The sequence below is a fragment of the Streptomyces solicavernae genome (assembly GCF_029968095.1).
Classification (GTDB): Bacteria; Actinomycetota; Actinomycetes; order Streptomycetales; family Streptomycetaceae; genus Streptomyces; species Streptomyces solicavernae.
Genome location: NZ_JASCIR010000057.1, coordinates 1 through 17,412 on the forward strand (window position 1 = coordinate 1; position 17,412 = coordinate 17,412).

Annotated in this window: 14 protein-coding genes and 1 pseudogene; 10 read left to right on the forward strand and 5 right to left on the reverse strand. The window is 72.7% G+C overall.

Annotation, left to right across the window (positions count from 1 at the left end; translation table 11 throughout):
- The 5 genes from QIS99_RS31100 to QIS99_RS31120 all read right to left on the reverse strand — a co-directional run.
- A partial coding sequence (locus QIS99_RS31100) for an alpha/beta fold hydrolase (RefSeq protein WP_282517095.1) occupies positions 1–876 on the reverse strand: 876 nt, incomplete at its 3' end.
- Between the two features lie 137 nt (positions 877–1,013).
- Positions 1,014–1,298 carry a muconolactone Delta-isomerase gene (gene catC, locus QIS99_RS31105; protein ID WP_282517096.1) on the reverse strand — a complete coding sequence of 95 codons (285 nt, stop codon included), beginning with the start codon at positions 1,296–1,298 and terminating at the stop codon, positions 1,014–1,016.
- A gap of 6 nt (positions 1,299–1,304) precedes the next feature.
- Positions 1,305–2,207 carry a catechol 1,2-dioxygenase gene (catA, locus tag QIS99_RS31110; protein WP_282517097.1) on the reverse strand — a complete coding sequence of 301 codons (903 nt, stop codon included), beginning with the start codon at positions 2,205–2,207 and terminating at the stop codon, positions 1,305–1,307.
- Between the two features lie 53 nt (positions 2,208–2,260).
- Positions 2,261–3,364 (reverse strand): mandelate racemase/muconate lactonizing enzyme family protein, encoded by a 1,104-nt coding sequence (locus QIS99_RS31115; protein WP_282517098.1) that lies wholly within the window; start codon positions 3,362–3,364, stop codon positions 2,261–2,263.
- The gene (locus QIS99_RS31120) at positions 3,361–4,287 is read right to left on the reverse strand and encodes a LysR family transcriptional regulator (RefSeq protein ID WP_282517099.1); all 927 of its coding nucleotides are present in this window, start codon (positions 4,285–4,287) and stop codon (positions 3,361–3,363) included. The genes QIS99_RS31115 and QIS99_RS31120 overlap by 4 nt, the downstream gene beginning before the upstream one ends.
- A 255-nt stretch (positions 4,288–4,542) precedes the next feature.
- Between QIS99_RS31120 and benA the strand changes: the two genes are divergently transcribed.
- The 10 genes and pseudogenes from benA to QIS99_RS31170 all read left to right on the forward strand — a co-directional run.
- Complete coding sequence (gene benA / locus QIS99_RS31125; RefSeq protein ID WP_282517100.1) at positions 4,543–5,889, forward strand: benzoate 1,2-dioxygenase large subunit; 1,347 nt, start codon at positions 4,543–4,545, stop codon at positions 5,887–5,889.
- Positions 5,886–6,392: a benzoate 1,2-dioxygenase small subunit gene (gene benB, locus QIS99_RS31130; RefSeq protein WP_282517101.1), complete on the forward strand. Its 507-nt coding sequence runs from the start codon at positions 5,886–5,888 to the stop codon at positions 6,390–6,392. Before benA ends, benB begins: the two co-directional genes overlap by 4 nt.
- 82 nt (positions 6,393–6,474) lie before the next feature.
- Positions 6,475–7,506, forward strand: a complete 1,032-nt coding sequence (gene benC, locus QIS99_RS31135; RefSeq protein WP_282517102.1) for a benzoate 1,2-dioxygenase electron transfer component BenC — start codon at positions 6,475–6,477, stop codon at positions 7,504–7,506.
- Positions 7,503–8,348, forward strand: coding sequence for a benzoate diol dehydrogenase BenD (gene benD, locus QIS99_RS31140; protein WP_282517103.1), 846 nt, complete (start codon positions 7,503–7,505; stop codon positions 8,346–8,348). Before benC ends, benD begins: the two co-directional genes overlap by 4 nt.
- Before the next feature lie 208 nt (positions 8,349–8,556).
- Positions 8,557–11,430, forward strand: a complete 2,874-nt coding sequence (locus QIS99_RS31145) for a helix-turn-helix transcriptional regulator (protein WP_282517104.1) — start codon at positions 8,557–8,559, stop codon at positions 11,428–11,430.
- 109 nt (positions 11,431–11,539) lie between these two features.
- Positions 11,540–12,457 carry a LysR family transcriptional regulator gene (locus QIS99_RS31150; protein WP_282517105.1) on the forward strand — a complete coding sequence of 306 codons (918 nt, stop codon included), beginning with the start codon at positions 11,540–11,542 and terminating at the stop codon, positions 12,455–12,457.
- Between the two features lie 166 nt (positions 12,458–12,623).
- Positions 12,624–13,976, forward strand: a complete 1,353-nt coding sequence (locus QIS99_RS31155; protein ID WP_282517106.1) for an MFS transporter — start codon at positions 12,624–12,626, stop codon at positions 13,974–13,976.
- 32 nt (positions 13,977–14,008) lie between these two features.
- Positions 14,009–15,280 carry a M20 family metallo-hydrolase gene (locus QIS99_RS31160; RefSeq protein ID WP_282517107.1) on the forward strand — a complete coding sequence of 424 codons (1,272 nt, stop codon included), beginning with the start codon at positions 14,009–14,011 and terminating at the stop codon, positions 15,278–15,280.
- Complete coding sequence (locus tag QIS99_RS31165) at positions 15,277–16,767, forward strand: amidase (protein WP_282517108.1); 1,491 nt, start codon at positions 15,277–15,279, stop codon at positions 16,765–16,767. Before QIS99_RS31160 ends, QIS99_RS31165 begins: the two co-directional genes overlap by 4 nt.
- Before the next feature lie 528 nt (positions 16,768–17,295).
- Positions 17,296–17,412 (forward strand): annotated as a pseudogene (locus QIS99_RS31170) (amino acid permease); the annotation flags it as partial.

Here is a 17,412-nt window from a genome sequence, read left to right on the forward strand (position 1 = left end):
GTTTCCCCCGCGCCGGCCCCCCGGCGGGGGGGGGGGGGGCCCGGGGGCGGGGACGGGGGCGGGGGCGGGGGCGGGGGCGGCTGAGCGCAGGTGCGTGAGCAGCACCTCCGCGAGGGCCTGCGGGGCCTCCACCGCGAGGTGGCCCGCAGGGATGACCTCAAGGGCGGCCCGGGGGACGCCGTCCACCAGCTCCCGGGCGTGCGCCACCGGCGTCGCCACGTCGTGGGACCCGGCGACGACCAGCGTGGGCGCGGCGATCCGGCCCAGCCGGTCGCGCAGGTCGTACGCGGCGAGCGCGTCGCAGCAGGCCGCGTACCCGGCGGGCTGCGCCCCGGCGAGCCCGGCCAGCAGCCGGCGCCCGAACGGCGAGGCCGCGACGCCCGCGCCGGGCTCGGCGAACCAGCGTGCCGGACTGGCCCCGACCAGCGGCGCAAGCCCCTCCCGCCGTACCAGGGCGGCACGCTCGTACCACGGCTGCGCGGCCCCGAAGTGCGCCGAGGAACAGATCGCCGCCAGGGAGAGCAGGCGCTCCGGCCGGTGGACGGCGAGGTGGGCGCCGATCGCCCCGCCGAGGGAGACGCCCGCGTAGTGGAACCCGGTCAGGCCGTGATGGTCGGCGACGGCGAGGACGAGCGCGGCCAGATCCTCGACCGTCGTGCGCCCCGGGGCCGGGTCGGGCAACAGCTCGGCCGGGGAACCGCCGTGGCCGGGCAGGTCGAACCGGAAGACGCGGAAGTGGCGTGCAAGGGAAGGGAGTTGAGGCTCCCAGAGCGCCATGGACGTCCCCAGGGAAGGCCCGAGGACCAGCGGCGGTGCGTCCGCAGGTCCGGCCACCTCATGGTGCAGCAGGAGAGGGCGGGCGGAGGGGAGATCCATGGCGGCTCCAAGCGGTCTCAGCGGTTCCGGGCGCTCGGAGCAGTCCGGGCGGTCGGAGCGGTCCGAGCGGTCCGAGCGGTTCCGGACTCGGTTTCGGGTTCGGGTTCGGGTTCGGGTTCGGGTTCGTCGGGCGCGGCCTACCCCGCCGCGAGGTCCGAAGGGTGCTGGGCCAGCGGCGTGACCTCGACCTTCATGAACGGGAACAGCGGGAGGTTCCACAGGAGGTCGTGGAGGGCCGCGTTGTCCGCCACGTCGAAGACGGAGATGTTCGCGTACTCACCGACGCAGCGCCAGATGTGCACCCACTCCCCCGACTTCTGCAGCTCCCGGCAGTAGGCCTTCTCCCGGGCCACCAGGTCCGCGCGCACCTCCGGGGCGAGGTCGCGCGGGATGTCGACGTCCATACGTACGGCGAAGAGCATCGTCGATCACACCCTGTCGAGGACGAAGTCGTACGTGACCTCGCTGCCGCTGCCGTCGGCGGTCGGCGTCGGGTCGAGGATCAGCTCGGGCTTCACCGCGGAGGCGACGTCGTCGGCGACATGGCTGCCGCCCTTGAAGTACAGCTGCGTGGTGACGCGTTGGCGTCCCGGGGCGGACACCTTCAGGTGGAGGTGGGCGGGGCGCCAGGCGTGCCAGCCGGCGGCCGCGATCAGCCTGCCGCAGGAGCCGTCCGTCGGGATCTGGTACGGCGCGGGCTGCACGGTGTGGATCCGGAAGCAGCCCTGGGCGTCGGTGACGACCGTGCCGCGCAGGTTCCACTGCGGCAGGTTCGGGGCGAACTGCGAGTAGAGGCCGTCGTCGTCGGCGTGCCACATCTCCACCTCGGCGCCCGCCAGTGCGGCGCCGTCCACGTCCGTGACCCGGCCCTGGAAGAGCAGCGGCGTGCCGCCCTCGTCCGCGCGCATGGGCAGGGCGCCCTCGCCGCCGGTGAAGCGCGGCGAGTCCGGGACGTAGTAGGGGCCCTCGATGGTGCCCTTGCTGCCGAGCCGGTCGTCGTTGGCGACCTCCTCGACGACGTGCTCCAGCCACACGTCGAGGAAGAGCGGCCACTCGCCGTCCGCGCCGACCTGGATCAGCCAGGCCTTGAGCGCGTCGTACTCTGCGTACGTCACCTGGTGCCGGCGCACGATGTCGTGGGCGGCGGTGAGGAGTTCGGTGACCAGGGTGTTCACCCGCGCGGTGTCCACGTCCACGGCCCCGGCGCGCTCCTTGCTGCGGAACCGCTCGGTCGCGGCGGCTCCGGAGGCCGCCGCGGTGGCCTGCTCCTCGGTGCCGGTGGGCGCGGCTTCGGCGCCTGGGTCCTGCTGTTCGGTGGCGATGTCGGTCATCTGCCCGTCCCTTTCCTGTGTCGGGTGCCTGTCGGCCGTACGTACGTTGCCGGTCAGCGGTCCTGGCGGTACCGGGCCAGCTTGTCGGGGTCGATCTCGATGCCGAGGCCCGCGCCTTCGCGGACGCGCAGGGTGCCGTCCGTGATGGTCAGGGGCTCGGCGAGGAGGTCGTCGGTCATGTCGAGGAAGTTCGACAGCTCGCCGGCGTGGCCGGCCGAGGAGCGGTGGGCGGCGCCGAAGGCGACCGAGCACAACGTGCCGATCTGGCCGTCGATCTGATTGCCCATCACCACCTCCACGCCAAGGCCCTCGCACTCGTGCAGCACGCGCTGGGAGGCGGTGAAGCCGGTGCGGGCGGTCTTGATGCTGATCGCGGTGGCGGAACCGCCGAGGAGTTCCCGGGTCACCTCGCCCGCCCGGGTCGCGCTCTCGTCGGCGATGAACGGCACGGGGCTCTGCGACACCAGCCAGCGGCGGCCCAACACGTCGTCGGCCGGGCAGAGTTCCTCGGCGAAGGTGAGCCCGAGGTCGGCCATCTCGCGCAGGGCGCGGGCCGAATCGGACGCCGTCCAGCCGCGGTTGCCGTCGATGTAGAGCTCCGCCTCCGGACCCAGCGCCGCGCGCAGGGCCCGGCAGGCGGCCACGTCGTCGCCGTAGGGGCGGCGGCCGACCTTCACCTTGAACGTCGTGATGCCGTAGGTGTCGCGGATCCGTTCCGCCTCGGCCACCATCTGCTCGGCCGGGGCGAAGCCCACCATGTGGCTGACCCGCATGCGGTCCGTGTAGCCGCCGAGCAGCCCGTTGACCGGGAGGCCGGCGGACTGGCCGAGGAGGTCCCACAGCGCCATGTCGACCGCGGCCTTGGCGGCCGGGTTGCCCACGGTGCGCTCCAGGCGGGCGTGCACCTGTTCGCGTTCCAGGGGGCTCAGGCCGAGGATCTGCGGGGCGAAGATCCGGTCGATCACGGCGACGACGGATTCCTGCGTCTCGCCGTACGTGTACGGGCGGGGCGGCGCTTCGGCGGTGCCGGTCAGTCCGTCGTCGGTGTGCACGCGTACGAGAACGTGGTCGGCGGTGTGCACCTCGCCGCTCGCGAATTTCAGGGGCTTCGCATAGGGAATTCCGAATGGAATTGCCTCGACCCGGACGATCTTCATGTCCATCCTTCTGAGGAATCGATTCCCGCCGGGGGAGCGAGAAATATCTGATGGCGCTCCAGCATTTCGAGGAGGTTCCGCAGCAGCGGCGAGGGGTCGTCCGCCCGCCAGGCGAGGTCCAGGCGCACCGTCGGGGCGTCCTCGATGTCCTTGCAGACGACACCCGCGCGGGGTGCGGCGCGGACGGACTCCGGGAGCACGGCGACGCCGAGCCCGGCGGCGACCAGGGCGAGGGCCGTGGAGGTCTCCTTGACCTCGTATGCAGCGTGCGGCGGAAATCCGGCGGCGGTGCAGCCGCGGGCGACGGCGTCGTTGACCACCGAGCCGAGCCGGGCCGCGTACCGGATGAAGTCCTCGTGCCGCAGCTGCTCGAACCGGACGGAGTCCGCGTCGGCCAGCCAGTGCTGCTCCGGGACCGCCACGATCAGCGGTTCGACGGCGATGGGGCGGTGCGCGATGCCCTCCTGGCGGACCGGCGGGCGCAGCACTCCGACGTCGAGGCGGCGTTCGAGCAGGCCGCGCTCCTGTGCGGACGTCAGCATCTCGGTCTCCACCTCCATCATCACGTGCGGCATCTCCTGCTTGACCAGCCGGGCGAGGGCCGGCAGCTGCCGGTAGGCGGCCGTGCCGGTCAGGCCGAACCACAGCACCCCCTCGGCTCCGGCGGCGAAGCGCGCCACCCGGGCGGCGGCCTCGTCGACGGCCCGCAGGACGCGCTCGGCGTCGGTGCGGAACAGCTCGCCGGCGCCGGTCAGGTGAACCTGCCGGGTGGTCCGGGAGAAGAGCTCCACGCCGAGTTCCGCCTCCAGGCGGCGGATCGCCTGCGACAGCGGCGGCTGGGCCATGTGCAGCAGTTCCGCCGCTTTTCCGAAATGGCAGGTCTCTGCCACCGCCATGAAATAGCGAAGATGCCGCAGCTCCATCGCAGCGCCCCTTTCTCCGCTCGTCGGTTCGGGGGCCTCGAATGCACCCCACCGTAGAGAGCGAATCGATACGAGACAAATACTTGAAAGGAATCTATTGAGACGCCGCCGATATGAACACCCCCCTGGGTCAACCCTGGGCAAATGTCCGGGGCCGAGAATTCACCGCGCTGCCATGGTGCTGAAAAGCAGCCGCAACAAGCCGTTGCCGCCGGCCGGGACCGGGTGGCGGCGGCCGACCGGGAGGAGACGACCATGGCCGAGGACTTCAGCCGTGCGCGGGCCTTGCTCGACGACGCGCTCGTGGAGGACCCCGAGAACGGGCAGTACCGGGTGAAACGCAGCATCTTCACCGACGAGGAGCTGTTCGACCTGGAGATGGAGCACATCTTCGAGGGCAACTGGGTCTACCTGGCGCACGAGAGCCAGATCCCGGAGACCGGGGACTACTTCACCACGTACATCGGCCGCCAGCCCGTGGTCATCTCCCGTGACAAACAGGGTGAGCTGCACTGTCTGATCAACGCGTGCAGCCACCGCGGCGCGATGCTGTGCCGGCGCAAGACCGACAACCGCACCACCTTCACCTGCCCGTTCCACGGCTGGACCTTCAACAACAGCGGCAAGCTCCTGAAGGTCAAGGACCCGCGGGAGGCGGGCTATCCCGAGCAGTTCAACAAGGACGGCTCGCACGACCTGAAGAAGGTCGCCCGCTTCGAGAGCTACCGCGGCTTCCTGTTCGGCAGCCTCCGCGCGGACGTCAAGCCGCTCACCGAGCACCTGGGCGACGCGGCGGTCGTGATCGACATGGTGGTCGACCAGTCGCCGGAGGGCCTTGAGGTGCTGCGCGGCTCGTCGACGTACCACTTCGACGGCAACTGGAAGCTCCAGGCGGAGAACGGCGCCGACGGCTACCACGTCTCCGCCACCCACTGGAACTACGCGGCCACGCAGGCCCGCCGTACGTCGGGCGAGTCCACGAACGACACCAGGACGATGGACGCCGGCGGCTGGGCCAAGCAGGAGGGCGGTTTCTACTCCTTCGACCACGGCCATCTGCTGCTGTGGACCAAGTGGCTCGACCCCGCCAACCGGCCGCTGTTCAGCAAGCGCGACGAGCTGGCGGCGGAGCTGGGCGAGGCGAAGGCCGACTGGATGATCGGCGTCTCCCGCAACCTCTGCCTGTATCCGAACGTGTACCTGATGGACCAGTTCAGCTCGCAGATCCGGCACTTCCGGCCGATCTCCGTCGACCAGACGGAGGTGACGATCTACTGCATCGCCCCCAAGGGCGAGCCGGCCGAGGACCGGGCCCGCCGCATCCGGCAGTACGAGGACTTCTTCAACGCCACCGGCATGGCCACCCCGGACGACCTGGAGGAGTTCCGCTCCTGCCAGAAGACGTACCTGGCCCGGTCCATGCCCTGGAACGACCTGAGCCGCGGCGCCGTGCACCAGATCGACGGGCCGGACGAGGCCGCCGCGCTGGTCGGCATCAACCCGATCGCCAGCGGCGTGCGCACCGAGGACGAGGGGCTCTACCCCATCCAGCACGGCTACTGGCTGCAGACCCTGCGCGAGGCGATGGAGGCGGCGAAGTGAGCACGACGACCGACGAGAGCCTGCTGGAGACCGTCCGCCGGTTCCTTTACCGCGAGGCCCGGCACCTGGACGACCGCGAGTTCGAGCAGTGGCTGGAGTGCTACCACCCGGACGCCGAGTTCTGGATGCCGGCCTGGGCCGACGACGACGGGCTCACGCAGGACCCGCAGCGCGAGATCTCCCTGATCTACTACCCGAACCGGGGTGGCCTGGAGGACCGCGTCTTCCGGATCCGCACGGACCGCTCGTCCGCCACGAGCCTGCCCGAGCCGCGCACCGGACACAACATCACCAACGTCGAAGTCACCGGCCGGGACGGCGCGTTCGTGGACGTCCGGTTCAACTGGTTCACGCTGTACTACCGCTACCAGACCGTGGACACGTACTTCGGGACGTCGTTCTACCGCCTCGACCTCTCCGGCGGCGAGCCGCTGATCACCGGCAAGAAGGTCGTCCTGAAGAACGACTACGTGCACCACGTGGTGGACGTCTACCACGTCTGACCCGCGACTGACCCGCGACGCCGTGACATCACGTCCGCCCCCGTCTCATCCGCGCGATGAGCCAGCCGAAATGAGCACCCCCATGTCCTTTCAGGTAGCCCTGAACTTCGAGGACGGCATCACCCGTTTCATCGCGTGCCGTCCGGACGAGACCGTGGCCGAGGCCTCCTACAAGGCCCGTATCAACATCCCGCTCGACTGCCGCGACGGCGCCTGCGGCACCTGCAAGTCGCTGTGCGAGTCCGGGAGTTACGACGGCGGCGACTACATCGAGGAGGCCCTGTCCGACGACGAGGCCGCGCTCGGCCACTGCCTGCCCTGCCAGATGACCCCGCAGAGCGATCTGGTGCTGCGCATCCCCTCCTCGTCCGCCGCCGCGAAGACGGCCGCCGCCGCCCACGCGGCGACGCTCGTCCGCATCAGGCACCACTCCCCGAGCACCGTCGAGTTCGGGCTCGAAGCCGACGACCGGGAGGCGCTCGACTTCCTTCCCGGCCAGTACGTGAACGTCAGCGTGCCCGGCAGCGACCAGACCCGCTCGTACTCCTTCAGCTCGGGACCCGGCCAGCGGGAGCTGTCCTTCCTCGTCCGGACGGTCCCGGGCGGCCGCATGTCCGGCTACCTCGCCGAGCGCGCGCAGGTGGGAGACCGCCTGGAGTTCACCGGCCCCATGGGCAGCTTCTACCTGCGCGCCCGCGTGCGGCCGCTGCTGCTGCTCGCCGGCGGGACCGGCCTGGCCCCGCTGCTCTCCATGCTGGAGCAGCTGGCGCAGCAGCCGGCCGGGCACCCGGTCCACCTGCTGTACGGGGTGACGAGCGACCAGGACCTCGTCCATCTGGACACCCTCGCGGAGTACGCGCAGCTCATCCCGGGCCTCACCTTCGACCACTGCGTCGCCGACCCCGCGACCACCGCACGCAACCAGGGCTTCGTGACCGGTCTGATGGACGCGGACACCCTGCACCAGGGCGACGTCGACGTGTATCTGTGCGGCCCGCCGCCCATGGTCGAGGCGGTACGGGGTCACATCGCGTCCCTCGGCGTGACTCCGGCCTCCTTCCACTACGAGAAGTTCACCCCGGCCGCCGTGCCCGAGCCCGCGGAGGCGGCGTGAGCGCGCGGACCGAGCAGAACGAGCAGAGCGTGCAGAGCGAGCAGAGGGACCTGATGGTGCAGACCGTGCACCCGGGACGGTTCGCCGGGAAGGCCGCCGTCGTCACCGGTGCCGCGCAGGGCATCGGCCTCGCCGTCGCCCGGCGCCTGGCGGCCGAGTCCGCCGAACTCACCCTGGTGGACCGCTCGGAGCTGGTCCACGAGGCCGCCGCCGCACTGGGGGCACAGGCACGGGCCGTCACCGCGGATCTGGAGACGTACGCGGGGGCGGAGGCCGCCGCGACCGCCGCCCTTGAGCGGCACGGCCGGATCGACGTACTGATCAACAACGTCGGCGGGGCGATCAACTTCAAGCCCTTCGTGGAGTTCTCCGCGGCGGAGATCGAGGCGGAGCTCACCCGGTCCCTGCTGACCACGCTGTTCTCCTGCCGCGCCGTGCTGCCCGCGATGACGGACCAGGGGCACGGTGTGATCGTCAACGTCTCCTCGGCGGCCACGCGCGGCGTGCACCGAATCCCGTACTCGGCGGCGAAGGGCGGCGTCAACGCCCTGACCGCGTCGCTCGCCGTCGAGTACGCGGGCTCCGGCATCCGGGTCGTGGCCACGGCGCCGGGCGGCACCGAGGCGCCGGCCCGCCGGATCTCCCGGGGCACCCCGCCGCCGCGGACCGCGCAGCAGAGCTCCTGGTTCCAGGCGCACATCGACCAGACCGTCGCCTCCAGCCTCCTGAAGCGGTACGGCACACTGGACGAGCAGGCTGCTGCGATCTGTTTCCTCGCCTCGGACGAGGCGTCGTACATCACCGGGACGGTACTTCCCGTGGCCGGTGGGGACCTGGGGTGAGCGTGTCTTCGGTGACCACACCTTCGGTGACGGCGGCAGGGGTGACAGCGGCAGGGGTGACGGCGACAGGGGTGACCGCGCCGCCGGTGGCCCTTCGGCCGGTGGCCCTTCGGCCAGTGCCTCTTCCGCCGGTGGCCTCTCCTCCGGTGGCCTCTCCTCCGGTGGCCTCTCCCCCGGTCACCGCGCCCGCGGACGCCCGTACCCGCCGATGAACGACCGGCCCGAGCAGCAGCAGCGCCTGATCGGGCGGGGCGCCGAGACCGCGGTGCTGACCCGCGCGGTCGAGGAGGCCTGCGCGGGGCGGCCCGGCCTGCTCCTGGTCGAGGGCCCCGCGGGCATCGGCAAGACGGCCCTGGTCGAGCACGTCCTGCGGACGGCGGGCGACTCCTGCCAGGTGCTCCGGGCCACCGGGGTCTCCTGGGAGACGGACCTGGCCCTCGGCGTGGCCGAGCAGCTGCTGCGCGCCGAGGGCGGCGGGCCCGGCTCCGTGCACGAGACGGGCCGGGGGCTGCACGCGCGCTGGTCGGCCCTGCAGGAACGCGCCCCGCTCGTCGTCGTCGTGGACGCGGCGCACTGGGCGGACGCCGAGAGTCTGCGCGCGGTCTACTCGGCGGTCCGGCGTATGACGCACGAGCGCGTCCTCGCCCTGCTTGTCGCGCGCGACACCTCCGACGTCCTGCACGCACCCGGCGCCCCCGGCCCCGTGGGTGGCGCCCCCGGCCCCGTGGGTGGCGCCTCCGGCCCCGAGGGCGCCGCCTCCGGCCGCCCGCCCCGCGCGCCGGGACCGTCCGACGACGGCTCCCCGGACCACCGGGAGCCGTCCGCGGCCCGCCTGCGGACGCTGGAGTTCCTCGAAGGGCTGCGCGACGACGCCCTGCGCCTCGCCCCCTTCTCCCCCGCCGACGTACGCGACCTGGCCCAGGCGACCGTCGGCATCGCGCTCACGCCGCCCGCCGCGCGCCGCCTGTGCCGGCACACCGGCGGCAACCCGCGGCACGCCGGGCAGCTGCTGCACGAGCTGCCCCGGGAGACCTGGCAGGACTGGCGGCCCGAGCTGCCCGCGCCCGCGCGCTACGCCGCGGCCGTGCGGCAGCGGCTCGACCGGTGCGGCGCGGCCACCCGGTCGCTCGTCGAGACCTGCTCGGTCGTGGCCGACGAGACGCCGCTCGCCCACGTGGCCGCCCTGGCCGGACTGGACGATCCGCTGCCGTCGGTGGACGAGGCGTGCGCGGCGGGCCTGCTCACCGCCGCGGTCGGGCCCGGCCGGCTGCTGCTGTCCTTCGCCCACCCGCTGGTCCGGGCCGCGGTGCTCCAGGCGATCGGGCTGACCCGGCGCGCCGCGCTGCACGAGCACGCCGCCGCCGTCGCGAGGGACCCCGGGGACGCGCTCGCCCACCGGGTCGCCGCCACCACCACGGCGGACGGCGCGCTCGCCGCCGAGCTCGACCGGCACGCGGCAGAGCGGGCCTCGGCGGGCGAGTGGGCGACGGCGGCCGACCTGCTGGTCCAGGCCAGTCGGCTCAGCACGGCCGTGGCGGAGCGCGAGGACCGCCTGCTGCGCGCCGTGGACGCGATGATCGGCGCCGGTGACGTGCCCGAGGCGGTCGGCTTCGCCGACGAGCTGGAGAGCTTCCGGCCGAGCGTGCTGCGCGAGGTCGTCCTCGGCTACCTGGCGATCATGCGCGGCCGCCCGGCCGAGGCCGATGCGTTCCTCACCAGGGCCTTTGAGGAGTGCGACCCGCGCCTGCACCCGGACCTGATGGCCCGGATCAGCCAGCGGCGGGTGCTGCACGCGCTGGCCCGCTGGGACGGGCCGGAACTCGTCAGGTGGGCGCGCAAGGCGCTCGAACTGGCCGATCCCACAGACCCGTCGGCCATCGAGTCGGAGGCCGTACTCGGCCTGGGCCTCGCCGGCGCCGGCCGCCCCCAGGACGCGGTCCGCGCGTACGAGGCGGCGGTGTCGCGGCTGCCGGGCGGCGCGCAGCCGCAGCGCTTCCAGCTGGGCCGCGGCTGGGTCGACCTCGCCCTCGACGCCCCGGAGTCGGCGCGCCGCAGGCTCGAAGCGGCCGTGCCGACCGGTTACAACATGGGCTCCACGCGGATCTCGCTGTGGGCCCAGGGCTGGCTGGCCCGTACCCAGTTCGCGCTCGGCGTGTGGGACGAGGCGCTGGAGACGGTGACGTCCGCGGCGGCCCGCCTCGCCGACGTCCAGATCGAGCTCGCCCGGCCCCTGGTGCACTGGACCGGGGCCCAGATCCACGCCCTGCGCGGTGACTGGGACCTGTCCGACCAGCACGTCAACGAGGCGGCAGCCGCCCCGCACCAGTACGAGGTGATGCTGCTGCCCGCCTGTCTCGCCCGCGCGCAGGTCTTCGAGGCCCGCGCCGAGTACGAGCGGGTCCTGGACGCCCTGTCGCCCGTCTGCCAGCTGCCGTCGCGGGAGTCGGTCGACGAGCCGGGCTTCTGGCCGTGGCCCGACGTGTACGCCAACGCGCTGGTCGTGACGGGGCGGCTGGACGAGGCGGACGCCTTCCTCGCACCGCACGAGGAGCGGGCCGCCGCCCGTGGCCACCGGTCCGCCCTGGCCCGCCTGGGTGTGGCCCGCGGGCGGCTCACCGGCGCGCGCGGCGACATCGACGGCGCCCGCGACCGGTTCGAGGAGGCCCTGGTCCACCTCGAACGGCTGCCGCTCCCCTACGACCGGGCGCGGGTGAACTTCGCGTACGGCCAGACCCTGCGCCGGGCCGGCAAGCGGCGCGAGGCCGACACCGTCCTGCACCACGCCCGGGACCTGTACGTCACGCTCGGCGCGCGCACCTACGTGGACCGCTGCGACCGGGAGTTGCAGGCCGGCGGCGTGCACGCGCCGCGGTCCGGCCCGAGCCTGGCGCAGCTGACGCCGCAGGAGCAGGCGGTCGCCCGCCTGGTGGCGTCCGGGGCGACGAACAAGCAGGCGGCGGTCGAGCTGTACATCTCCGTGAAGACGGTCCAGTACCACCTGACCAACGTCTACGGAAAACTCGGCCTCCGCTCCCGCAGCGAACTGGCGGCCAGATTCCGGGAGCCGGGCACACCCCAGTGAGCCCCGGCGCGGCGGCCGGGGTCACGGGGAGGGCGCGCCCCCGACCTCGGGTGCGACCGCCCGGGACGCGGGTGCCGGGGACGCGCGGTGGGTCGGCAGAATGGTGCGGATGACGACGAGGTCCTTCACGCTGGTGCAGCTGCGCTACTTCTGCACGGTGGCCGAGCTGGAGAACATGACGGAGGCCGCGGCCGCCCTCAAGGTCACCCAGTCGACGGTCTCCTCGGCGATCTCCCAGCTGGAACACGCCATGGGGGTGCGGCTGTTCACCCGGCTCCATCGGCGCGGCCTGCGGCTCACCCCGGCCGGGCGGCGGCTGCTGCGCAGCAGCCTGGTGCTGCTCGAAGAGGCCGACCGGCTGCCCGAGACGGCGCGCGAGGACGGCGGCGACCTCGTCGGTGAGCTCGCCGTCGGGGTGTTCGCGCCGCTCGCGCCGTTCCGGGCCCCGGCCATCCTGGAGGAGTTCGAGCGCGAGCACCCGGGCGTGCACCTGTCCTTCCTTGAGGGGGACCAGGAGTTCCTCCGGCGGGCGCTGCGCGACGGCAAGTGCGAGCTGGCCCTCATGTACGACCTGGGCCTGGGCGCCGAGTTGCCGCGCCGGGTCCTGCAGCGCGTCCCCCCGCACGTCATCGTGGCCGCCGGCCATCCGCTCGCCGCCGACCCGGAACGTCCGGTGAGCCTGCGCGCCCTCGCCGACGAGCCGTTCATCCTGCTCGACCTGCCGCACACCCGCGAGTACTACCTGAGCGTCTTCAAGATGTGCGGCATCGCGCCGGTGATCCGGCACCGGGCCAGCGGCTACGAGACGGTCCGCTCGTTCGTCAGCCGCGGCCACGGGTACTCGGTCCTCAACCAGCGGCTGCACCACGACCTCACGTACGCCGGCAGCCCAGTGGTCCGGCTGCCCATGGCCGAGGAACTGCCGCCGATCGAAGTGCTCCTCGTCCGCGCCGCCGGCAGCCGTCCCACACTCAAGGCGCGGGCCTTCGAGGAGGTCTGCCTCCGGCTCTTCGGGCTCACCGGCTGACGGCCCCCACTGAAGGGCGACCGCCGACCCCGGAGCGCCGACCCCGCAGCGCCGACCCCAGAGCGCGCTTGCATCGATCGAGTCGATGACGCGCAGCGAAAGAATCTGTTAGACACGTCACACGCCGCTCCCCAAACATGGCTGCACTCGACCTGGGGAGCCACCGATGACGACCAGCGAACCAGCCACCACCGCGGCCTCGTCGCCGTCCGCCGAGCACTCCGCGGTCCGGCCCGCCTCGCGGATCCAGAAACGCGTCCTGGCCGGCGGCAGCGTCGGCCAGTTCATCGAGTTCTACGACTTCACCCTGTACGCCCTGTCCGCCGTGACGCTGGCGTCACTGTTCTTCCCCGGCCAGAGCCAACTGGCCGGCCTGCTCTCCACGTTCGCGACGTTCGGCGTCGCCTTCCTGGTCCGCCCGCTCGGCGGTCTCTTCTTCGGCGCGCTCGGTGACCGGATCGGCCGCCGCAAGGTCCTCTACATCACGCTGCTTTCCATCGGCACGGCGACGGCGCTGATCGGCCTGCTGCCCACGTACGCGACCATCGGCGCCGCCGCCCCCGCCCTGCTTGTGCTCTGCCGCCTGGTGCAGGGCTTCTCCGCGGGCGGCGAATCGGTGGGCGCCCCGGCCTTCGTGTTCGAGCACGCCCCGCTCCACCGGCGCGGGTTCTGGCTCAACATCACCCTGGCGGCGACCGCGCTGCCGTCCGTGGTCGGCGGCACGCTGTTCCTGGTCCTGTCGCGCACGCTCGGCCAGGACGCCTTCGCGTCGTACGGCTGGCGCATCCCGTTCCTGCTCTCCCTGCCGCTCGCCTTCTTCGGCCTGTGGATCCGCAGCCGTACGGAGGAGAGCCCCGCGTTCCGACAAGTCCTCGAACGGGCGGAGCGCCGGGAGCACAGCCCGGTGAAGGACGCGTTCCGGGAGAACAAGGTCCGCATGCTGCAGGTGGTACTCGTCATGGGCCTGACCGCGATGGGCTTCTACTTCGTCAGCGGCTACTTCGTGTCGTACATCCAGACCGCGGGCGGTCTCAGCCGTGAGCAGTCACTGCTCACCAACGCGGCCGCGATGCTCCTTTACGCCGTACTGCTGCCGCTGTGGGGCATCGTGGGCGACCGGGTCGGCCGCCGGCCGATGCTGATCGCCGGGGCGGTCGCGCTCGCCGTGGCGGCGGTGCCGTCGTTCGCGCTTGTGACGAGCGGTTCGCTGGGCCTCGCACTGCTTGGGCAGGCCCTGTTCGTTCTCTGCCTGACCCTCTACGGCGGCGGCTGCTACACGTTCTTCGTCGAGATCTTCACGACCCGGACCCGGTTCACGTCGGCGGCCGTGAGCTACAACGTGGCCTACGCGCTGTTCGGCGGCACCGCCCCGTTCGTCGGCACCTACCTCACCGGCCGGACCGGCGTCCCCGGCGCGCCCGGCTACTACATGGCGGCCGCCGCGGCGCTCGTCCTCGTCCTGCTGCTCGCCACGCGGGTGCCCGAGACGCACCCGCACCGCACCGCCGTCGCGGCCTGACCGGCCGTCACCACCCGTTGGAGGAGTACGCCATGAGCGCAGAGACATTCCTGACCGACTTCCACCACGTGGCCGCGATCGGCGCGACCCCCGCCGGCGGCGTCGACCGGCAGGCGGCCACGCCCGAGGACAAGGAGATGCGGGACTGGTTCGCCGCGTTCGCCGCCGAGCGGGGCTGGCCCGTCCGGGTCGACCCGATCGGCAACATGTTCGCCCTGGTCGAGTGGCGGCCGGGCGCCGACTGCGTCCTCGTCGGCTCGCACCTGGACAGCCAGCCCCTCGGCGGCCGGTTCGACGGCGCGTACGGCGTGATCGCGGCCCTGCACGCCGCGGACCGGCTGGCGCGGCGGGTCGCGGCGGGCGAGGAGGCGCCGAAGTACAACCTCGCCGTCGTCGACTGGTTCAACGAGGAGGGCGGCCGGTTCGCCCCCTCGATCATGGGGAGTTCCGTGTTCGCGGGGCTCATGGACGAGCAGGCGATGCTGCGGGTCACGGACCTGGACGGCGTCAGCGTCGCGCAGGCCCTGGACGCCATCGGCTACCGCGGCGCCGACGCCCGCCCCACCCCGGTGGCGTACGCCGAGATCCACATCGAGCAGGGCCGCGTACTGGAGCGCGAGGGGATCGCGCTCGGCGCCGTGGACCACAGCTGGTACACGCAGAAGCTGGACGTCGAGGTGCTGGGAGAGCAGTCGCACACCGGCGCGACCGCGATGGCCGACCGGCGCGACGCCCTGGTGGCCGCGGCCCGGGTGATCGGCCTGGTGCACGACGTGACCGGCGAGTTCGAGCCGGAGTCGATCGTCTCGTCGGTCGGCCATCTCACCCTGGAGCCGAACTCCCCGATCGTCGTCCCGCGGCGGGTCCACCTGGTCGCCGACCTCCGGGCCTCCTCACCGGCGATCGTCGAGCGGGCCCGCGCGCTGCTCCTCGACCGCATCGCGGCTGTCGCCCGCGAGCACCGGCTGACCATCGACGTACGGGACTTCGACGTACGGCCCGTGCAGAGCTTCCCGGAGCGCAGCCTCCAGATCACGGAGAAGGTCGCGGCCGGGCTCGGCGTCGGCGTGCGCCGGATCAACACCATGGCAGGGCACGACTCGGTGCCCATGAACCGGATCGTGCCCGCCCTGATGATGTTCATCCCGTCGATCGACGGGGTGAGCCACTGCGAGCGCGAGCTGACCGACGACGCGCAGATGACGGTCGGCGTGGACGCCCTGACCGAGGCCACCTGGGAGCTGCTCGGCGGCGGGCTCGACGAGGCGGCCGAGCAGCGCGCGGCGCGGGAAGGCACGCGATGAGCGACCTGGCCCACCTCGACGCGGTCACGGCGCTGCGCGCCTTCCGCAGCCTGCAGCTGTCGCCGGTCGAACTCCTCGACGCCGTGACGGCCCAGGCGGAGCGCGTCAACGGCGACCGTGAGACCGGCGTCAACGCGTTCACCGAGACCTTCGCCGGCGAGGCGCGCGCGCTCGCCGAGAAGGCGGCCACGGCCTACCTGAACGCCGCGCGGGACGGGACGCCGACGGCGCCGCTGCTGGGCGTGCCGGTGGCCACCAAGGAGAAGCACACCCTCGCCGGGCGCCGTATCGAGCAGGGCCTCGCGGCGCACGCCGGGCGGATCAGCGGCGCCGACCACCCGGTCGTGGAGCGGGTCCGGCAGGCGGGCGGCGTCGTGCACGCCCGCACCACCTCGCCCGAGTTCAGCTGCGCCACGGTGACGCACAGCCCGATGTGGGGCGTGACCCGCAACCCGTGGAACCTGTCCGCCACCCCGGGCGGTTCCTCCGGCGGGGCGGGCGCCGCGCTCGCGGCGGGGATGACGACCCTGGCGACGGCCTCCGACATCGCCGGGTCGACCCGGGTGCCCGCCGCGTTCACCGGCACGGTCGGCTACAAGGCCCCCTACGGCCGGATCCCCGGGCTCTTGCCGCTGAGCGCGGACTGGTACCGGGGCGACGGGCCGATGGGCCGGACCGTGGCCGACACCGCCCTGCTCGCCGCCGTCCTGTCCGGCCGGCACCCGGCGGACCACGCCTCCTGGGGGCCGCACGGCGTGCCGGTCGAGCTGCCCGAGGACCCGGTGGCGGCGGTGCGCGGCGTGCGGGTCGGGCTTTCGGTGCGGCTCGGCGACTTCGCGGTGGACGCCGAGGTGGCGGACGCCACGCTCGATGTCGCCGCCCGCCTGGAGCAGGCCGGGGCGACCGTCGTGCCGGTGGACCTGCCCTGGACCCCGGCTCGGGTCATGCGTACGGTCTTCGCCCACTTCGGGCAGATCCTCGGCCCGGCGATGGAGCGCGAGTGCGGCGACGTGGCGTCCCTCGCGCCGTACGCGCAACGCTTCATCGCCGACGCCCGCCGGGCCGCACAACGGGACGGCCTTGTCGAGTCGCTGGCCCTGGACGCGGCGCTGCAGGGCGAGTTGGCGACCGCGATGGCCGAGGTCGACGTGCTGCTCTGCCCGACCAACGCCGTGACGGCGCTCGCCGCGGACGGCGACCACCTGGACGGCCCGAACGTCGGCGACCGCCACCTCGACCACTACTGGGAGGGGCATCTGACCAGCCCGTTCAACGTCGCCAACCGCTGCCCGGTGCTGGCCGTCCCCAGCGGAGCCGCCGGCAACGGTGTGCCGACCGGGGTCCAGGTGGTGGGGCACCCGCTGGACGAGGCGGGGGTGTTCCGCGTGGGGGCGGCCGTGGAGGCGCTGGTGCCGCGCGCCCGGTGGCCGCTGGCGTCCGACGGCGACGCCCCTTCCCTACGGGCCGACCGGACGCCAAGTCGCTGACGCCGGGGGCCTCTTCACAGCACCAGGTCTCGCCGGGCCCGATGGGGCCGCCCTGGCCGAAGGGGCACCGGGGGTCACCCGGCGGATGCCCGCGTACAGCGACCGTAGAACCGCCCGCTTCCGCCGCGCCATGGACAAATGCAAAAGTCCCGAGGAGCCAGTTTCATACATTTGCTCAAACCCGGCGAGGGGGGAATGCGCGATCTCGGAGAGGAGCTGTCGCTCCGGCGAACTGGCAGTTTCCAATTCCTCGTTCATGCCTTACGGTCTTGGCTCTGCACGGAATCCGCAGCACGCAAGGCCCACCCGGCCGCCCGGTGCACCTCGCCCGCACCCCCGCGTGACCGTGCCGCGACACCCGAGTTGAGGCCGGAGCGGTCTCAACTCCCTTCTGCAGCACGGCCCGAACTCCTTCGAACTCCTTGAACTCCCTTGAAGTCCTTCAAGTCCTTTGAAGTGCTTTGAAGTCCTTCGAAGTGCTTTGAAGCCCTTGAAGCCCTTCGAAAAACAGCGAACTCCGAGGAACCCATGAGCGAGCAAACGACGACCACCGAGGTGGCCGCACCGGCCGGTGACGGCCTCAAGGCGGGGCTCAAGAACCGCCATCTGTCCATGATCGCCATCGGCGGCGTCATCGGCGCCGGC

Bases quoted from the DNA above. Each gene is read 5' to 3' on its own strand.
- catC (WP_282517096.1), bottom strand. From the start codon at position 1,298: ATGCTCTTCGCCGTACGTATGGACGTCGACATCCCGCGCGACCTCGCC.
- QIS99_RS31155 (WP_282517106.1), top strand. From the start codon at position 12,624: ATGACGACCAGCGAACCAGCCACCACCGCGGCCTCGTCGCCGTCCGCC.
- QIS99_RS31145 (WP_282517104.1), top strand. From the start codon at position 8,557: ATGAACGACCGGCCCGAGCAGCAGCAGCGCCTGATCGGGCGGGGCGCC.
- QIS99_RS31150 (WP_282517105.1), top strand. From the start codon at position 11,540: ATGACGACGAGGTCCTTCACGCTGGTGCAGCTGCGCTACTTCTGCACG.
- benC (WP_282517102.1), top strand. From the start codon at position 6,475: ATGTCCTTTCAGGTAGCCCTGAACTTCGAGGACGGCATCACCCGTTTC.
- QIS99_RS31165 (WP_282517108.1), top strand. From the start codon at position 15,277: ATGAGCGACCTGGCCCACCTCGACGCGGTCACGGCGCTGCGCGCCTTC.
- QIS99_RS31160 (WP_282517107.1), top strand. From the start codon at position 14,009: ATGAGCGCAGAGACATTCCTGACCGACTTCCACCACGTGGCCGCGATC.
- QIS99_RS31120 (WP_282517099.1), bottom strand. From the start codon at position 4,287: ATGGAGCTGCGGCATCTTCGCTATTTCATGGCGGTGGCAGAGACCTGC.
- benA (WP_282517100.1), top strand. From the start codon at position 4,543: ATGGCCGAGGACTTCAGCCGTGCGCGGGCCTTGCTCGACGACGCGCTC.
- catA (WP_282517097.1), bottom strand. From the start codon at position 2,207: ATGACCGACATCGCCACCGAACAGCAGGACCCAGGCGCCGAAGCCGCG.
- QIS99_RS31115 (WP_282517098.1), bottom strand. From the start codon at position 3,364: ATGAAGATCGTCCGGGTCGAGGCAATTCCATTCGGAATTCCCTATGCG.